The sequence below is a fragment of the Azospirillum brasilense genome (assembly GCF_005222205.1).
In the GTDB taxonomy this organism is placed as follows: domain Bacteria; phylum Pseudomonadota; class Alphaproteobacteria; order Azospirillales; family Azospirillaceae; genus Azospirillum; species Azospirillum brasilense_G.
Genome location: NZ_CP032350.1, coordinates 72,806 through 91,688, shown reverse-complemented (window position 1 = coordinate 91,688; position 18,883 = coordinate 72,806). Strand labels below are relative to the sequence as shown.

The following is an 18,883-nucleotide window of genomic DNA, read 5'->3' as shown; positions in this document are numbered from 1 at the left end:
ACCGCTTGCGATAAGGCCGATCCCGTGACCCTTTCCGCCTATCTTGACGAAACCATCGCCCTCCTGCGCGCCACCCAGGAGCATGGGCTGGACGGCGCGCTCGACCGCGCGGTCGATCTCACCGCCGCGGCGCTGACCGAGGGCCTGCCGGTGCTGGTGTGCGGCAACGGCGGTTCGGCCAGCGATGCCATGCACATCGCCGGCGAACTGGTCGGCCGTTTCCGGCGCGAGCGGCGCGGCCTCAACGTGGTCGCCCTCTCGGCCAACCCCGCGGTGCTGACCGCCTGGGCCAACGATTACGACTACGAGACCGTCTTCTCCCGCCAGGTCGAGGCGCATGGCCGCCAGGGCGGAGTCTTCATCGGCATCTCGACGAGCGGCAACTCGAAGAACGTCATCGCGGCGCTGCATGTGGCGCGCGAGATGGGCATGGCCACGGTCGGCCTGACCGGCCAGGGCGGCGGCGCCATGGCCGAGCTGTGCGACGTCCTGCTCGACGTTCCCTCGCGCGTGACGCCGCACATTCAGGAAGCCCACATCTGCCTCTACCATCTGCTGTGCGACAAGGTAGAAGAAGTCGTTGCGAGGAAAGAATGAAGAAGATTTCGATTTACTTATAAAAGCCTTATTAGCAAATATGGCTTTTTGAGCCTTTTATCTGCGGCGCTTTCTTTCCCAGCAACAGATCATTAGTCTTTCAGACTAAAGATTTGTTCATAATGGAATATAGAAGCGTGTCCAGACGATAAGGGGCCAAAAGAAAATAGTTTTTTTGAAAGGTAATGCCTATGAAAAATACCACGGGTAGCTTTCTGAGCAAGTGCGCTACAGAGGAGGATGTTCAAGAAATCTTCCGTGTTATGCTCGGCCGGTCTGTCAGCTCCGAGCATGCAGAAAGTCTTATTAAGACTAACGCTACTTGTCGAGACGTCATTGGAATTATTATGAACTCCAATGAAATGAAACGACGCATAGTTGGTAATTTTGAGGGGGCGTATGACGGCAGTGTTGAGGGGCATATTTATCGTGTCCCTCAAGATCTCTCATTGAACGAGACGCGCCTGAAAAAAGTACTTTTGGTAGGATCATGCCTTTTGGATAGCTGGCGCAATGTGCTTGCTAAGCAATATGACTCGCTTCATATGGAGTACATTATTTTTAATAATGCATCGATTCTCCCAGATCAAGATATTGATATTAAAAGTCAGTACGACTTCCAAATACTTCAAATACCATTGCGGTCGGTTATTCCTGAGGCGACATATTTCTCTCTGCGCTACTCAGATGAGGAGGGCTACGAAAAGCTATTTTCCGAGTCTTGCGAAAGGCTTTCCCGCAACCTTGATGCCATTTTGCGGTATAACACCGAGCATGGGCTCTTGAGCTTTGTCTTGAATTTCCACAATGTACAGCAAGACCCAATTGGCCGCATGCAGGATCGATATAAATTGACCAGCATGGTCCACTTTATTGATAAGCTGAATGGCTTCCTCTACGAGGAGCTAAAATCACGCAATAACGTTTACATGATCGACTTTGACCAAATTTGCAGTATGTTTGGGAAAAAGTATGTAAATGAAGACTTGGTGTCTGTGACTAGCCATGGTGCGATTCTGGCAGATATTGAAAGTAGGTTTGACGAGCCTCGTCTTGAACCTCTTGGGAGCGTAACAGCTCTATATGGACCTAAAACTGAGAAGTATATTGTCGCGGCTTTTGAGGAAGCCCGTGCTATGTATAGGACTATTCAACAAACAGACGCTATTAAGCTGGTAATTTTTGATTTGGATGATACTCTTTGGCGAGGCGTTCCTGCAGAGCGTGAAAACATCAGTGAAGAACTGACCGAGGGCTGGCCGATCGGAATTGTAGAAGCGGCTTCATATTTGTGGCGCCGTGGAATTATGCTGGCCATTGTTAGTAAAAATGATGTCAACAATGTTAAAAAAATTTGGGGGGAACTATACGAATCTCGTTTCAGCCTTGGTAACTTTGTCAGCGTTGTGGCGAATTGGCGGCCGAAGGCTGAAAATATTTCTAAGATATTGGAGGATGTTAATCTTCTGCCGAACAGCGTCCTCTTTGTCGATGACAATCCGGTCGAGCGCGCTGCGGTTAAGGCTGCGCTCCCAGGCATTCGCGTCTTGGATGCCCCTGTTGCGAGTTGGCGCCGTATCCTGCTGTGGTCTTCTGAGACGCAGCGAGCCGTTCTGACCGATGAGGCCATCAGAAGAACGGATATGGTTCAAGCCCAGATTCGCCGTGAGAGCGAGAAGTCAGTCGTATCTCACGAAGATTTTATTGCCAATCTTGGTGTTCAGGTTGGAGTCACTAAAATCGCATCCCAAAGTGATAGAAGGTTTGATCGGTGCTTCGAACTTATCAATAAGACCAATCAATTTAATACAACGGGGGTGCGCTGGAGCATTCCTGATACACAGATTTTTCTCGAAAATGGCGGATATTTTTTAGCTTTTGAGGTAAAGGACAAGTATACGAACTATGGCCTTACAGGTGTTGTTGCTATCGCAGAAAATATAATACAACAATTTGTATTGAGCTGTCGCGTATTTGGCATGGAAGTTGAGAACTTTGGAATTTCTGCCGCTGTGAAATACATTTCTGATTGTGGGTTTCGTGAAATCCAAGGAAAAATCTGCCCAACGGAGAAAAATAAAGTATCGCAAAATATCTTTCACAATAACGGATTTAATGAGGTTGAAAATGGGATTTGGCATAAAAAGGTTGAAAGGGGAGTGGGCTATCCTGCCCATGTAAGAATAATGGATATTGCTATTTAAAAATGGCGGCGCTTGGAAACAACAAGGAATAATAAAAAGGCCTTCATGCTTTTAGCTCCCTCCTGGTTTAAATTCAGGAGGGAGCCGGGAGACTCACAAGATTAATTGAGCTAAATATTGCATAGATCATTCCACGTAAATTTGGCTGGAGAAAAACTTCTTAGGCGTCCAGAGCTGGCATGCCGTTTAAATGATTCGACAAAATTTTTAGGGTCTTTAAACCCAAATTCGTACAGGTAGGATGGGTCATAGTTCCACCACTGGCATTCCAGCAAATCTTTACAAATTTCTTGAGTGAAGCGCATCTTAATTATTTTTGCCGGAACGCCCCCGACAATTGTATATGGCGGCACATCTTTTGTGACTACTGCTCCAGCAGCAATAACGGCGCCGTCGCCGACAGTAATTCCCTGGGCCATCTGTACGTTTTGCCCTATCCAAACATCGTTTCCGATAGATGCGCCCGAATGATTGTTACCTTCAGGTACAGAGAGATTGTCTGGATCGGAGAGCAAATCCCTTCGGCCAACCGCAATCGCTGGATATCCTGTGTTGTACAGGAAATTTGACTGCGTTACCCATTCTGTGGGGTGCCTTTCACCAAACAAATGAAACCCAGAAGCTATAGATGTAAAGCGACCAACTCTTAAATTAATAATATGATGTTGGCTCTCAGAATAAGAAAATGCTCCATTAGTGTATAGTCTATGAGACGCGGGAAAATGTGCGTATTGTTCGATGGTAATGGATTTTGGAAATATAATATGACGGTATTTTGGAAGGCTATTTGGTCTAAGAAAAATTTTTTTCTCAATAAAAATTTTTTCCAGATGATCATTTAGGAGGAGTGTCGCGTGATGTTCGTCTTCGTTCACAATGTCCAGCATGGAGGGGCTCGTAGATAATGACTTTTTATTTCCATACGCTCCCAAAGCGCGGGATGCAATGTATTTTATTTTTTTGCTCTTAATAGTATTTAACATATGTATCGATTTTTCATGAACTATTAATTTAGGAAATTAATCTATTACGCAGATAAATGGTGGTAATTTTTTCTAATTATAAAGAAAACTCTAATTTTTTTATTTCTACTCGCTATCAATAAAGAAAATAAGTGGATAAAATTATTAATGATACATCGAGTTAGTGCTGATAATTTGGTGCTTGCAGTATTTTTCTTTCTTAGTGAAATAAAAACTGATATTCTTCCATTTTTACCTTCTCTTATATTTGATAGTTTGCGTCGCTACATGATAGGCACGAATTTCCGGTCATCAACAGATGCTAGTGGATTTGAAGAGCGTGTTTGAGGAAGATACCCCGGAATTGCGACCCGCTCCGTGTTCCGGGTGTTCCAGAGGAGGCAATCTTCCATAGGGAGGATTCCCAAACTATCCTTCGGAGCGCTCGCCTCCGGCTCGACGTCCACGCTCTGTATCACGGTATCCGTCCTGTCCTTGCTGGAAAAAGCACCGCCCGCGGCCATGCGCATCCTCCTGCTGTCACGCTACGGTCTTCGGGGACCCAGCAGCCGCCTGCGGCATTATCAGTTCCTGCCGGCGCTGGAGCGTGCCGGCATGTCCGTCGAAACGATGCCGCTGCTGTCCGACTCGTACCTGGAAGCGCTCTACGCCGGCCGGCCGAGGCCTTTTCGCAGCGTCGCTCAGGGGTACTTGGACCGCGTCCGCCGCTTCTGCGACACGCGTTCCTTCGATCTGCTGTGGATCGAGAAGGAGATCCTGCCCTGGCTGCCCTATGGCGGTGAGCGCGCCCTGCTCGACGCGGCCCCGCCCTATGTGCTGGATTTCGACGACGCCTGGTTCCACCGCTATGACCTCAGCCGCTGGTGGCCGGTGCGCCGCCTGCTCGGCGACAAGCTCGACCGGCTCATGCGGCGGGCGGCGCTGGTCACCGTTGGCAACGGCTATCTGGCCGGGCGGGCGGAGTCGGCGGGCGCCCGCCATGTGGAGATCCTGCCGACCGTGGTCGACCTCGACCATTACCCGGTTCCGTCGCCGTCGGAGCCCGATCGGCCCATGGTGGTCGGCTGGATCGGCTCCCCCATCACGGAGCATTACCTGGACCTGATCGCCGCTCCCCTGCGCGACGTGAAGGAGGGCAAGGGCGTGGGAATCAGCCTGGTGGGGGCTTCGCCCGCGGCACTGGGGGCTCTGCGTCCCGACCGTTATCCTTGGGAGGAGGAAACGGAAAGCCGGCGCATCGCCGGATTCGACGTCGGCGTCATGCCGCTGTCGGACACGCCGTGGGAGCGTGGCAAGTGCGGCTACAAGCTCATCCAGTACATGGCCTGCGGCAAGCCGGTGGTGGCGTCCCCCGTGGGCATGAACCGCGACATCGTGGAACACGGCGTCAACGGCTTCCTGGCGACGACGCCGGAGGACTGGACGATGGCGCTGGGCCGGCTTGCCGCCGATCCGGACCTGCGCCGCCGCATGGGGGCCGCCGGGCGCGCGCGGGTGGAGGCGCTCTACTCTCTCGACCGCATGGCGCCGCGCCTCGTGGAGCTTCTCCAGGCGGCGCGGCGCGGTTGAGCCCGCTTCGGGCCGCGGCGTCAGCTCAGTCCGGCTGCGGGCGCAGCAGCCCGTAGGTGGGGCCCAGCGGTTCGAAATGGGGGTTGTAGAAGGGATCGGCGCTCAGGCCGCCCCAGCGGGCGCGCAGCCGTCCGGCCTCGACCGCCAGCCGGGCCGCCTTCTCCGCCGTGTCGTCGGCGCCGCGGGTCTGGGTTTCCAGGTGGAGCAGCCGGGCGTAAGGCGTCCACAGCACGCGCAACCCCGCCTGCTGGATCTTCAGGCAGTAATCCACGTCGGCGTAGGCCACCGGCAGGTGCACCATGTCGAAGCCGCCCACCGCCTGGAAGGCGGTGCGCGACGTGACGAGGCAGGCGCCGGTCACCGCCGACACCGTGCGCGGCAGGATCGCCTGGCCGAGATGCCCGGGCGCGTCGCCGGGCAGCCCGGCGAAGGCATGATCGGCGGTTCCGCCCGCCCCCAGGACCACGCCGGCGTGCTGCACCGTGCCGTTGGGGTAGAGCAGCTTCGCGCCGACCGCTCCGACCCCCGGCTGGGCCAGACGCGCCACCATCTCGGACAACCAGTCGGGTTCGGTCACCACGATGTCGTTGTTGAGGAAGCACAGGACATCGCCGCGGCACCCCGCCGCCGCCGCGTTGTTGATCGCCGCCCAGTTGAAGGGGCCATGGAAATCCGCGACGCGGACCCGCGGGTCGCGGGCGAGCGTGTTGAAGAAGGGACGGGACTGCGGCTCGGCGCTGTCGTGGTCGACCAGAACGACCTCGAAATTCGGGTACATGGTCCGGGACAGCAGGCTGCCGACGCAGTCGCGCACGAGATCCACCGCGTCCTTGGTCGGCACGACGATGGACACCATCGGCGCCGGGCTGGGCAGGGCAGGGCGCACGCGGGCGTGGAACAGCCCGCCCGACGCCCGGAACGTCTCAAGATCGGCGGTGACCGTGGCCCGCCGGCCGAGCCGGGCCAGATGCTCGCGCACGCAACGCCCGATGCCGTCCAGGATGGCCGCGTCGTTGCCGCCCTGGCCGGACAGCGACGACGGGTTGATGCGCCAGTGATAGAGCACCCGCGGCACATGGCGGATGCCGGCGGCCCCCACCCGCTCCAGCAGCCGCAGAACGAGGTCGTGATCCTGCACGCCCTCGAATCCCGGACGCAGACCGCCGAGCTCGCCCAGCAGGGCGCGCTTCACCACCAGAAGGTGGCAGACGTGGTTGACCGACTGGAGAAGCTCCGGATCGAGGTCCGGCTTCAGCGCCGGGTCGACATGGCGGCCATCCGGGGCGATGCGGTCCTCGTCGCTGTACAGCACGGGGGCGCGGCTTTCCCCGATGGCCTCCGCCATGCGCAGCAGGGCGTCGAAGGACAGGCGGTCATCGTGGTCGAGGAAGGCGACGTAATCGCCGCCGGCCAGCCCGATCGCCCGGTTGGTGGCGGCGCACACGCCCTGCCGCGCGGCCGCGAAGGACACCCGGATGCGGGGATCGCGGGCCGCCTCGTCGCGCAGCAGGGCGCGCACGGCGTCGCTGCGCGAGGCGTCGTCGGCGATGCACAGCTCCCACCGGCCATAGAGCTGGCGGCGCACGGACTCGATGGCCTCGGCGAGCATCCACAGCGGCGGGTCGCAGACCGGCATCACCACCGAGAACAGGGGGCCGTCCTGGCCCAAGGCCGCCGCCCGCGGGGCAAGCCGGGCCCGCCGGCCGGCGGTTTCCGCCCCGTGCTCGCGGTGATAGGCGGCGTAATCGGCGATCGGATAGGCGGCCAAGCGCCGTTGGCGGGGCAGGTCGGTCCGGATCTCCTCCAGCAGCGCGGCCAGCCCGTCCAGCCGGTCGGCCAAGGCGCCGCTGCGGCTGGCCCGCACCTCGTCCAGGACGATCGGGATGGGACCGAAGACGACGGCGCCGCTGCGCCGGTCGCGCAGGCTCAGCTCCGTTCCCGACAGACCCGGCACGGCGGATTCGAAGCCATGGTCGCAGGTGGTGAAGCGGGCCAGCAGGTCCCGGCGCTGCTGGTTGGCGACGATGCGGGCGATCGGGTGCCCGTCCACCAGGACCTCGACCTCGACCGCCTCGCCCTCATCCTGCGTGTTGACCGCCCAGCCCAGGATGCGCTGCCCCTCCATCCGGTCCACATGGGCGACCACCGCGCGGGGCCCGGCAACCGTCTGCGGCGCGTTTTCCAGCAGCTGCCCGCTTTCGGCCACCCGCACGGAGACCGGCAGGCCGGTCAGATCCACCCCGGGGAACAGCGCGGCCAGATCCACGGCGAAGCGGCAGCGCACCGGCTGTCCCAGCAGGCGGCTCAAGGCCGGCGCCTCGCGGTCCGGAAGGATCGTCGCCTCGGCCCGGCCGGCGGCGACGCGCAACGCCACCGGGGCGTGCGGGGAGGCCGTCGACAGGACCCAGCCGGACAGAAGCGTCCCCGCGATCGCCTCCAGCCGTCCATGGAAGGGCCACGCGTGCGCCGGTGAGCCCGCCCCCAGGTCTCCCGACAGGGTGTCGCCGAGGGGCTGTCCATCGAAAGGCCGGGGGATGATGTCGGTCATGGAGGGCGCGAATCCAAATCGAGGATGACCATGAGGCAATGGTGCGAAGCGTGCCAGGGCAAGAACCGGATCGTCGCAGGGCTGTTCATAGCAGAAGTACGGCCGTTTGACTGTCCGTATTGCGCCACGCCCTGCTTCACGCCCTTCCAGGCCGGGGCACTGGGAGCTTGGCCGGCATGGCCGGCGACGGGCGCCGCGCCCCGCCAACTTGACTATCCACGGCCTTCCCTGGTATGCCTTCGCCGAAACGTCGTTTCCCTGGCGGCTGGATTTTCAGGCAATGTGCCGCCCCGGAATTTAAAGGTCTCAAGAGGAATACCATATGAGCGCCATGTTGCTGGGTGCGTGGCAATATCGTTATTTTATTTTCTCCTCAATAAAAACTGACTTTTCCACCAAGTTTATTCGCAGCCGTCTTGGTGGCGCCTGGATGATATTGAACCCGTTGGTTCAGGTTGCGATCTTTGCCTTCGTTCTTTCGGCCGTTCTTGCTTCCAAAATCCCCGGAATCGACAGCCAGTACGCTTACCCGATCTATCTGATGTCCGGCATACTGGCATGGTCGCTTTTCACGGAAGTCGTGACCCGCTGCCTGACGCTGTTCATCGACAATGGCAACCTGCTCAAGAAACTGGCCTTTCCAAAGATCACGCTGCCCCTGATCGTGGCCGGCAGCGCGCTGTTCAACAACATCCTGCTGTTCCTGGCCATCGTCGTGATCTTCGGCGTTCTGGGCAATCTCCCCGGAGCGGCACTGCTCTGGATGCCTCTGCTCATCGCCGTGAACATTGCCCTGGCGCTCGGCATCGGGTTGATCTGCGGGGTCCTGAACGTGTTTCTGCGCGACATCGGTCAGGTCGTTCCGGTGTTCCTGCAGCTCTTCTTCTGGTTCACGCCGATCGTTTACATGGCGAACATCATACCGTCGGAGTTCAGGGCGTGGCTTCCCTTCAACCCCCTGTTCCACATCATCACCGCGTATCATGATGTCCTGCTGTACAACCGCAGCCCCGATTGGCAGCAGCTCGGCGTCGTCGCCGTGATCGCGTTCGCCCTTCTGGGGCTCTCGCTCTTCATGTTCCGGAAGGCCAGTGCCGAGATGGTGGACGTCCTATGAGCGGGGAACTCCACGTCCACAACCTCGGCAAGGCGTACCGGCAGTACGGCAGCGAACTGCGCCGCATCCTGTCGTGGTTCTCGGTGCCGGTCAGGCCGCGCGCCGAACACTGGGCGCTGCGCGGCGTGTCCTTCTCGGTCGGGCGGGGCGAGGCGGTCGGGATCATCGGCCAGAACGGGGCCGGCAAAAGCACCCTGCTGAAGCTGATCACCGGGACGATCCGGCCCACCGAAGGGGGCATCCATTCGCAGGGCCGGGTCGCCGCGATCCTCGAACTGGGCATGGGCTTCAACCCGGACCTGACCGGCCGGCAGAACGTCTACCACGCCGCCGGCCTGGTCGGTTTCAGCCACGGCGACATTGATGGGATGATCGGCGAGATCGAGGATTTCGCGGAGATCGGCGACTATTTCGACCAGCCGACCCGCACCTACTCCAGCGGCATGCAGATGCGCGTGGCCTTCGCGGTGGCGACGGCCGTGCGGCCCGACCTCCTGATCGTCGACGAAGCCCTGTCGGTGGGCGACGCCTATTTCCAGCACAAGAGCTTCGACCGGATACGGGCCTTCCAGAAGCAGGGCACGAGCCTGCTTCTGGTCTCCCACGACAAGGAGGCGGTCCGCTCGATCTGCGACCGCGCCATCCTTCTGGAGAAGGGCCGGATGCTGCGCGACGGAACGCCGGAGGAAATCAGCGACCTCTACAACGCCCTGATCGCGGAACGCGAATCCGGCACCGTCACCCAGCAGGCCGCGGAGGATGGCCGGGTGAGGACCGTTTCGGGCACCGGCGAGGCGACGGTCGAAGACATCGCCCTCCTCGATGCCGAGGGCAATCCGGTCGACATCGTGAATGTCGGAGCCACCGTGACCTTGCGGGTCCGCGTCCGCATCCACGCGCCGATCCCGCGTCTGGTCCTGGGCTACATGATCAAGGACCGGCTGGGCCAGGTCATGTTCGGAACCAACACCCACCTGCAGGACATGCCGTTGGCCGACATGACCCCCGGTGAGTGCGCCGAGTATTCCTTCACCTTTCCTCTCAACTTCGGGGTCGGGAGCTATTCCGTCTCGACGGCGCTGGTCAGCACGGACACGCATCTGGTGAACAATTATGAGTGGAAGGACCTTGCGCTCATATTCAACGTGTCGAATCTGAACCGCCGCCATTTCGCTGGGTGCAATTGGATGGAACCCGAGATCGGGATACGCCGGCTATGACCTTCGTCTCGTACGCACAGAATTATGAAGACGTGATGCTTTTCCGCGCCCTCAAGGGCGTCGAGAAAGGCTTCTACATCGATGTCGGCGCGAACGACCCCATCGAGTACTCGATGACCAAGGCGTTCTACGACCGGGGTTGGCGCGGGATCAACATCGAGCCCATCGATTCGTGGTACGAGCGTCTGTGCGCGGATCGGCCCGAAGACATCAACCTGAAGGTCGCGGTGAGCGACCAGCCGGGCATCCTGAAGCTTTTCGAGGTTCTGGGGTCGGGGCTGTCGACCGCCAGCAGCGGCGTCGCCGACCGGCACCGCGAAAGCGGCTTCGAGACGCGCGAATGTTTCGTGCCGGCGCTGACGCTGGAATCGATCTGCCGGGACTATGGGGTCGGCGACATCCACTTCCTGAAGGTGGACGTCGAGGGGGCCGAGCCGCAGGTTCTGGCCAGCATCGCGCTCGAAACCTTCCGTCCCTGGATCATCGTGGTCGAGGCGACCGCCCCCATGTCGGAGGAGGAGAACCACCATCTGTGGTCTTCGCTGCTGACCGACCGGGGATACGACCAAGTCTATTTCGACGGGCTGAACCAGTTCTATGTGGCGCGTGAACACGCCGAGCTGGGCGAAGCGTTCCGCAAGCCGCCGAACGTCTTCGACCGTTTCGTTCCCCATGAGCTGGTGATCGCCCGCGACCACTGTGCCCGGGTCGCGGCCGAGCTGGATCATTTCCGCAAACTCGCGGAGGACCGCGGCGAGCAGAGCGCCCGGCTTGCGGGCGAGCTGGACCATTTCCGCAGGCTTGCCGAGGAGCGCGGCGAGCACGGCACGCGCATCGAAGCCGAACTGGATCGCTTCCGCAGGCGCGCGGAGGAGCTGGAGCCCTATGTGCCCCAGCTTGAACAGGCCCAGGAACGGGTGACCGTTCTGGAAGCCGAGTTGGCCAGGGTGAGCAGCGAAAGCCGGCATTGGTGGACGCTTGCCACCGAGCTGACCGACAACATGAACGCGCTCCGTTCCAGCCTTTCCTGGCGCTTGACCAAACCGCTTCGTTTCCTTCGCCGCATCCTGTCGGGAGGACGCGCCCGGATACGCAGGGGGCTGATCCGGACCCTGGGCGCCCTGGCGCGCCGGGCCGCGGCGGTCGTGCGGTGGTGGATGCCGGGCCTGTTCCGCGTCATGGTCAAGAGCAGCCTGGTCCGACGCATCTATGCACGGGCGAACCGGCCGATTCCGACCGAGCTGGCGACGGATGGCGTGGCGGCGGTTTCCCCGTCCCGTTCCGAACTGGCGGTCACGGCGCCTGACAACGCAAACACGCTGACTTTGCTGACCCACGCCATGCGGGGTTGGGAGTTGGGGAGACGCATCGATGGGTGAGGTTGAGCGGCGCACCACGCGCATCCTGGTGGATCTTCAGGCCTGCCAGACCGCGGGTTCGGCACACCGGGGAGTGGGGCGCTATTCGAAGGCCCTGTTCGAGACGATGGCGGAGCTGCGCGGGGACCGCGAACTGTTCGGCTGCGTGGCGTCCCACCATCCACACAAGATGGACACGGACGCCGTTCCGCAGTCGCGCCTCGTGCAGACCGGCTCTCTGCCCGACTGGATGGGAGGGCGGGACTTTCAGGGCGGGGAGACGGATTCCCTGGACGCTCTTCTGCATGGGGCAACCCTGAACGTCGCGCGGCCCGATGTCGTGCATGTTTCCCATGTCTTCGAAGGGCTGGGGGAGCGTGTTCCGCTGCCGTCCATTTCGGCGCGCCCAGCCGGACAGGTCATGTCCGCGACGCTCTACGACCTCATCCCGCTGCGCTTTCCAGAGCACTATTTTCAGAATCTCGGGCTCGAGCGCTGGTACAGGAATCGTTTGAAGTGGCTTCGCCAAGCGGACCTCCTGTTGGCCATTTCCGAGGCCAGCCGCCGCGACGCCATCGATCTTCTGGGCATCGACCCATCGCGGGTCGTGTCCATTCACGGCGGCATCTCCAAGCATTTCAAACCCGTCGCCGACCAGGGGGAGGCGCGGCGAGGGTTGCGCGCGCGTTACGGGATCAACCGAGACGGCTTCGTGCTGTACACGGGCGGCGACGATCACCGCAAGAACCTGCAGGGCGCCATCCTCGCTTTCGCAAATCTGCCCTCCGAGGTGCGGCAGACGCTGCAGTTGGCAATTGTCTGTTCGATCGAAGCGAAGCGCAAGGCAACCCTCGTCGACATGGCCCGGAAGGCGGGCTTGCTGGGCGACGACATCCTGTTCCTGGGTTTCGTTCCGGAAGATGATCTGGTCGCCCTCTATTCGACCTGCACGGCCTTTTTCTTCCCTTCACTGTACGAAGGGTTGGGCCTTCCGGTTCTGGAGGCGATGGCCTGCGGCGCTCCGGTGATCGGCGGCGACAATTCGAGCATTCGTGAATTGATTGTCCGTCAGGACGCCCTGTTCGACGCCTCGTCCACCACGGCGATCACCGACAGCCTGCTCAGGGTCGTCAAGGAGCCCGGCTTCGCCGAGGATCTGCGCAAGACCGGCCTCGCGCGGGCCAAGGATTACACCTGGGAGAACACCACCCGTCTGGCGCTCGACGCCTTTGACGAGGCGCTGCGTCGCAAGCGGGAGAACGGCATAGCCGCCGCGCAGCAGGGTTGGCTGCCGCGCCGGCGGATGGCGATGCTGACGCCGTTGCCGCCCTGCCGTTCGGGGATCGCGGATTACAACGCCTATTTCCTTCCCTACCTTGCCCGCTACTTCGACATCGATCTGTACGTCGATGGTTACACGGTGACGGATACGGCGATCAATTCGGCGTTCCGGATCTACGACGCCCGTGATCTCCCGGCCAACGCGTCCTCCTATGACGTTGTCCATTACGAGTTCGGGAATTCCGATTTCCACGCCCACATGCTGCCCTTGCTCGAACGCATTCCCGGAGTCGTGGGGCTGCACGATGCCTTTCTGAGCGGGCTGATGGGGTACATGGAATTCAACCGCCAGGAAAAGGACCGCTTTGCCCGGGAGATGCTGTACTCCCACGCGGGGCAGGCGCGGCACTATCTGGCTCCGGTGCAGGCTCGCACGAACGCCATTGAAGCCGCCATGATCGGGCTGCCCGGCAGCAAGCGGGTGCTTGATCACGCCATCGGCGTCATCGCCCATTCGCCTTTCAGCTTGAGCACGGTGCGCCGTTTCCATCCGGAGGGCTGGCGGGCCCCGTACCGGATCAGCCCGCAGATGGTCGCGCTGCCCCGTTCCGGGACGGCGGTGGACCGGCAGAAGGCTCGTGCCGACCTGGGCTTCGGGCCGGACGACGTGATCATCGCCACCTTCGGTCATGTCGCCTGGACGAAGTGCGGCGATCGCCTGCTGGAGGCCTTTCTGTCTCCCAGCCTTCGCGACGACGCGCGCTGCCATCTGGTGTTCGTGGGCGAGCTTTCGCGCGACGACTTCGGCGTTGCGTTGCGGGACCGCATCGCCAAAGCGGAGCTGGGGCGGCGGGTCCAGGTCACGGGCTTCCTGTCGGATGCCGACTATGAGCGCTATCTGTGGGCCACCGACATTGCCGTCCAGCTGCGCACGAACTGCCGGGGAAGCACTTCGAAGGGCGTTCTGGACGGGCTGGCCTATGGGCTGCCGATGGTCCTCAACGCGGAGTCGAGCTTTAGGGACTATGACGACGACATCGTCATAAAGCTGTCTGCGGACCCGGCGCCCGAGGAAATCGCCAGCACCCTGCGGGAACTGGTCCAGGACCCGGAGCGGCGTGCCGGCTTCGCCCGGCGCGGTCATGAGTATGTGCGCGCCCAGCATGACCCGAACCTGAGCGCCGCGCAGTATGCCGCCACCATCCACGAGTTCATCGAGCGCGACGCCGCCACGCGGTCGTCGCGCTACGTTCGGCTGCTGGCACCGCATCTGGCGGCCTGCCCCGACCAGACGGGAGCTGCGATGCGTGCCGCGGAATTCCTGGACCGCCGGGTCATGCCGGTCTTCACCAAGCCGCGCGTCCTCATCGATATCAGCCACATCGTCAAGGATGACCACGGCACCGGGATTCCACGGGTGATCCGTGAGACCATCCGGGCGACCTACTGCACGGAGCGCGCCGATTTCGAAGCGGTCGCGGTGGAGCGTGTGGGGGACCAGCTCGTTCTGGCGCGGGAATGGCTGGCCCGGCAGGGCGTGCTGCTCCCGTGCGAGGCGGAGGAGGGCCGGCTGGAGCCGGTGGTGTTCCGGCCGGGCGACCAGCTCTTGATGCTCGACTCCTCCTGGGCGCAGTACGAGGCGTTCGAGCCGATCTTCGAGCGGGCGCGGCAGGCGCGGGTGCCCGTCGTCACCGCCGTGTACGACCTGCTGCCGATCACCTTGCCGCCCGGCAACATCGTCGACGGCGGCAAGGAGTGGTTCGAGGGGTGGGTCCGCTCCGCCATCAAGCAGAGCGACGGGCTCGTTTGCATCTCCAAGGCCGTCGCCGACGACCTGATCGCCTACATGGCCAAGCATGGTCTGGGGCGCGAGGGGCTGAAGGTCGGCTACTGGCATCTGGGCTCGACCTTCCCGGCCCAGGCCGACGCTCCGGCGAACAGCGCGGCGCGAAACGGGGCGATGACGCCCTACGCGCTGATGGTCGGGACGATCGAACCGCGCAAGTCGCACGCGCTCGCCCTGGACGCCTTCGAGCGGCTGTGGGCGCAGGGATCGGACCTGTCGCTGGTCATCGCCGGCCGGGCGGGCTGGATGGTGGACGACCTGATGAGTCGCATGCGCCGCCACAAGATGCTGAACCGGAAGCTGTTCCTGTTCGAAGGCGCCGACGACACGGAGATCGCCCATCTCTACCGCAACGCGGCCGCCCTGCTGTTCCTCAGCAAGGGGGAGGGCTTCGGGTTGCCGCTGGTCGAGGCGGCGCATTACGGCACGCCGATCGTCTGCTCCGACCTGCCGGTCTTCCATGAGATCGCGGGCGACCACGCGACCTATGTGGAGATCACCGATCCCGATCGCCTGGCGCAGGAGATCGCGGCCTGGCGGGACCGCTTCGCCGCGGGGACCGTGCCGGGAAGCGCCGGCATGACCCGCCTGACCTGGAAGGAAAGCGCCGACTCCCTGATCGACATCCTGGTCAAGAACGCCTGGTACTGGGTCAAGTAAGGGCGAGGGGGGTCACTGGCCGTTGATGGGAAGCCGGCGGAACTGCGTCCGCCGGCTTTCCTGGACGCCCCAGCGGAGCCAATGCTCCAGGGCGCGGCCCGCCGGAGCGCCCTGGAGCGCGGCGCGGATGTCGGGGTTGTGCGCCAGATAGGCCTCCTCGTCGAAGCCGTCCGGGCGCAGGGCCACGCCCCGGGCCACCGCGTCCAGAACCAGCCGGGCGATCTGCCGGTCGCGATTCTCCACCCCGGCGCCCAGTTCGGCCAGCCGCCGGGACGTCTCGGCCGCCTCCCGCTCCAACGCGTCGATCCTCTGGAACAGGCGGCCGACGTTGTCCTCGGCCTGGGCCAGCGTGACCAGATGCCGGCCAAGGGCCTGGGCCAACTCCTCGTTCCGCGCTTCCAGTTCCTGGATGGTGTCCGCCTGCTCGCGCCGCTGGGCGTGGGGATCGTCCTCACCACCGGGACCGGTTGGCGGCGGTGGCGGATCGTCAGTCCTGCGCGCGCCGGGGGCGGGCAGGCCGCCGGTCTCGGGCGGGGTCGGGGACGGCGGGGGAAGGGGGAGAGGGGCCTCGCGCCCGAGGAGGCGGGCCGACAGCTCCCGGATGCGGTCGTCGATCGCCGCCAGGCGGCGGGCGGCGCCGTCGCGTTCCGCAAGTGCGCGCAGCAGGTCTTCAAGCAAACCGGCGCTACCGTCGGCCGTCATGGGCGCCATCCGGACTCAAGGCCCGCCTCACGGATGGACCATGATGGCCGGGGCCACCATGGTCCGTCCGTATCAGTGGGCGGCGTTGCCGCCGTTTTCGAAGGAGGGGGCCTCGAGCCCGGAGGCTTCGAGCTGGGCGACGACCATGCTCTTGAGGCGCTCCAGGCCCTCCTGGGTGGAGGACTCCGCGCGAGCGACCAGGACGTCCTGGGTGTTGGAGGCGCGCAGCAGCCACCAGCCGTCGGGGGTCTGGACGCGCACGCCGTCGATGTCGTTGACCTGGGCGCCCTCGGCCTTGAGGCGCTCCTTGACCTCGCGGACGACCTGGAACTTGCGCTCCTCGTCGGCCTGGAAGCGGGTCTCCGGGGTGTTGATCACCTCGGGCAGGCGGTCGCGCAGCGCCGCCAGCGGGCCGCCGGAGCGGCTGACCTGGCCGATCAGGCGCACCGCGCAGTAGAGCGCGTCGTCGAAGCCGTACCATTTGTCGGCGAAGAAGATGTGCCCGGACATCTCGCCGGCCAGCGGCGAGCCGGTCTCGGCCATCTTGGCCTTGAGCAGGGAGTGGCCGGTCTTCCACATCAGCGGCTGGCCGCCGAGGCGGGCGATCTCGTCGAACAGCGTCTGGCTGGCCTTGACGTCGGCGATGATGGTGGCGCCGGGGTGGCTCTTCAGCACGTCGGCGGCGTAGATCGCCACCAGCTGGTCGCCCCACACGACGCGGCCGAGATGGTCGATGGCGCCGATGCGGTCGCCGTCGCCGTCGAAGCCGATGCCGATGTCGCAGCCGTGCTCGGCGACCGCCTTCTTGAGGTCGACGAGGTTCTTCTCGACGGTGGGGTCGGGGTGGTGGTTGGGGAAGTCGCCGTCGATGGCGTCGAACAGCAGGATGTGCTCGCCGGGCAGCTTGGCGGTCAGGCGGCGCAGGATCTCGCCGGTGGCGCCGTTGCCGGCGTCCCAGGCGATCTTGAGGTCGCGCACGCCGTCGTAATCTTTGAGCAGGCGGGCGACGTAGGCGTCCTGGACGTCGACGCGCTCGGCGCTGCCGGGGCCGGTGGCGTAGTCGCCGGCGGCGGCGATGGCGCCGAGCTCCTGGATCATCGCGCCGTAGACCGGCCCCTTGCCGAGCATCATCTTGATGCCGTTGTACTCCGGCGGGTTGTGCGAGCCGGTGATCATGATGCCGCCGTCGGCCGCGCGGTCGCGGGTGGCGAAGTAGAGCATGGGGGTGGGGCCGAGCCCGATGCGCGTCACCCGCAGGCCGGTGGAGACCAGCCCGTCGACCAGCGCCTCCTCCAGCGCCGGCGAGCTGTGGCGCCCGTCGTAGCCGATGCAGGCGGTCGTGCCGCCCTTGCGCACGATCATCGTCCCGAAGGCGCGGCCCACCGCGCGCGCGTCCTCGGTCGTGAGCGTCGTGCCGACGATGCCGCGGATGTCGTACTCGCGCAGCAGAGTCGGATGGAAGGTGTGGGCCAGGGACATGCGGTTGCTCTCTCCGAAGGCTTCAAGCCGGACGTGTCCCGACATGCCACATCTGCACGCTCCGGGCAAGGAAGGCGTCGGCGCCGCCGGGGTGGCCGTGACGCCCCGTATCTGTTGACGGATTCGCGGGTGAGGCTGTAGGTTTCACCACCTTTGAAGCCCCAAGGCGTAGAGCGCGGCGGCGCGATGTTTGCCGGTTGGTCCTGCCGGTCGGCTGATGGGGGCTGGCGGCGGGGACGGGAGAGAGCATTGAGCAGGGTTGTTGTGACCGTCCGCGTTGTGACCGTCCGCGTTGTGACCGTCAGGGCGCCGGGGATCGCGCGATGACGCGGACGGCGCTGATTTTCGGGGTGTGCGGGCAGGACGGCAGCTATCTTGCGCGCTTTCTTCTGGAGCGGGGTTACGCCGTGCACGGCACGACGCGGGACCTCGCGGGTGCCTCCTATTCCACGCTGGACGCCCTTGGAATCCGGGAGCGGGTGACGATCCACGCCGTGGCGCCCCAGGACGCGGTGGCGGTGGAGCGGGTGATCGGGGCGGTCTCGCCCAGGGAAATCTATCATCTGGCCGCACAGTCGTCGGTGGGGCTGTCCTTCGCGCAGCCGGCGGCGGCGTTCGGCAGCATCCTGACCTCGACGCTGAACATCCTGGAGGCGATCCGCCGACAGGCGCCCTCGGCGCGGCTGTTCCACGCCTCCTCGTCGGAGATGTTCGGCGACACCAGCGCGGTCCCGGCGACGGAGGACGCGCCGCTGCGCCCGAGCAGCCCCTACGCGGTGGCCAAGGCGGCGGCCCACGGGCTGATCGCCACCTACCGGCAGGCCTATGGGCTGCACGCGGGGTCGGGCATCCTGTACAGCCATGAATCGCCCCTGCGGCCCGAGCGCTTCGTGACGCGCAAGATCATCCGGGGCGCCGTCGCGGTGGCCCGCGGCGAGGCGGAGCGGCTGGAGCTGGGCAACCTGTCGGTGGCGCGCGACTGGGGCTGGGCGCCGGAATATGTCGACGCGATGTGGCGCATGCTGCAGCAGGACGCGGCGGACGACTACATCCTGGCGACCGGAGTCACGACGACTCTGGAGGAGTTCGTCCGGCTGGCCTTCGCGCATTTCGACCTGGATTGGCGCGACCATGTGGTGCAGACCGAGGCCCATTGCCGTCCGACCGACGTGGCGTGCAGCCGCGGCAACCCGGCCAAGGCCCGCGAGCGGCTGGGCTGGAGCACCCGGATCGCGATGCCGGAACTGGTCACCCGTCTGATCCAGGTCGAACTGGAGGGTGGTCATCCCGGCGTTCCGCCGTTGACCTGAACGGATGAG

At 63.0% G+C, this 18,883-nt stretch carries 12 protein-coding genes; 8 read left to right on the top strand and 4 right to left on the bottom strand.

Going from position 1 to position 18,883, the window contains the following annotated elements:
• Positions 1-24: 24 nt before the first annotated feature.
• Both D3869_RS32545 and D3869_RS32540 read left to right on the top strand, forming a co-directional pair.
• The gene (locus D3869_RS32545) at positions 25-597 is read left to right on the top strand and encodes a D-sedoheptulose-7-phosphate isomerase (RefSeq protein ID WP_137143733.1); all 573 of its coding nucleotides are present in this window, start codon (positions 25-27) and stop codon (positions 595-597) included.
• 191 nt (positions 598-788) lie between these two features.
• Positions 789-2,801, top strand: coding sequence for an HAD-IIIC family phosphatase (locus D3869_RS32540; RefSeq protein ID WP_175426715.1), 2,013 nt, complete (start codon positions 789-791; stop codon positions 2,799-2,801).
• Between the two features lie 110 nt (positions 2,802-2,911).
• Here D3869_RS32540 and D3869_RS34595 read toward each other — a convergent pair whose 3' ends face one another.
• Complete coding sequence (locus D3869_RS34595; protein ID WP_137143731.1) at positions 2,912-3,688, bottom strand: CatB-related O-acetyltransferase; 777 nt, start codon at positions 3,686-3,688, stop codon at positions 2,912-2,914.
• A gap of 597 nt (positions 3,689-4,285) precedes the next feature.
• Between D3869_RS34595 and D3869_RS32530 the strand changes: the two genes are divergently transcribed.
• Entirely contained in the window at positions 4,286-5,353 is a 1,068-nt protein-coding gene (locus D3869_RS32530) for a glycosyltransferase family 4 protein (protein WP_137143730.1), read from the top strand.
• 25 nt (positions 5,354-5,378) lie between these two features.
• On the opposite strand, the gene D3869_RS32525 is transcribed toward D3869_RS32530, so the two are convergent.
• The gene (locus D3869_RS32525; RefSeq protein ID WP_137143729.1) at positions 5,379-7,901 is read right to left on the bottom strand and encodes a glycosyltransferase family 2 protein; all 2,523 of its coding nucleotides are present in this window, start codon (positions 7,899-7,901) and stop codon (positions 5,379-5,381) included.
• Positions 7,902-8,223: 322 nt separating this feature from the next.
• On the opposite strand from D3869_RS32525, the gene D3869_RS32515 reads away from it, so the two are divergent.
• From D3869_RS32515 to D3869_RS32500, 4 genes are read left to right on the top strand one after another with little or no spacing between them, the layout of a single operon-like run.
• Positions 8,224-9,018 (top strand): ABC transporter permease, encoded by a 795-nt coding sequence (locus D3869_RS32515; protein ID WP_175426714.1) that lies wholly within the window; start codon positions 8,224-8,226, stop codon positions 9,016-9,018.
• Complete coding sequence (locus D3869_RS32510; RefSeq protein ID WP_137143727.1) at positions 9,015-10,238, top strand: ABC transporter ATP-binding protein; 1,224 nt, start codon at positions 9,015-9,017, stop codon at positions 10,236-10,238. Before D3869_RS32515 ends, D3869_RS32510 begins: the two co-directional genes overlap by 4 nt.
• Positions 10,235-11,617 (top strand): FkbM family methyltransferase, encoded by a 1,383-nt coding sequence (locus D3869_RS32505; protein ID WP_137143726.1) that lies wholly within the window; start codon positions 10,235-10,237, stop codon positions 11,615-11,617. The genes D3869_RS32510 and D3869_RS32505 overlap by 4 nt, the downstream gene beginning before the upstream one ends.
• The gene (locus D3869_RS32500) at positions 11,610-15,383 is read left to right on the top strand and encodes a glycosyltransferase (protein ID WP_137143725.1); all 3,774 of its coding nucleotides are present in this window, start codon (positions 11,610-11,612) and stop codon (positions 15,381-15,383) included. The genes D3869_RS32505 and D3869_RS32500 overlap by 8 nt, the downstream gene beginning before the upstream one ends.
• A 12-nt stretch (positions 15,384-15,395) precedes the next feature.
• On the opposite strand, the gene D3869_RS32495 is transcribed toward D3869_RS32500, so the two are convergent.
• Positions 15,396-16,085: a hypothetical protein gene (locus D3869_RS32495; RefSeq protein ID WP_137143724.1), complete on the bottom strand. Its 690-nt coding sequence runs from the start codon at positions 16,083-16,085 to the stop codon at positions 15,396-15,398.
• Between the two features lie 72 nt (positions 16,086-16,157).
• Entirely contained in the window at positions 16,158-17,564 is a 1,407-nt protein-coding gene (gene pgmG / locus D3869_RS32490) for a phosphoglucomutase/phosphomannomutase PgmG (RefSeq protein WP_137143723.1), read from the bottom strand.
• Positions 17,565-17,887: 323 nt separating this feature from the next.
• Between pgmG and D3869_RS32485 the strand changes: the two genes are divergently transcribed.
• Positions 17,888-18,874 (top strand): GDP-mannose 4,6-dehydratase, encoded by a 987-nt coding sequence (locus tag D3869_RS32485; protein ID WP_137143722.1) that lies wholly within the window; start codon positions 17,888-17,890, stop codon positions 18,872-18,874.
• The last annotated feature ends 9 nt before the right edge of the window (positions 18,875-18,883 follow it).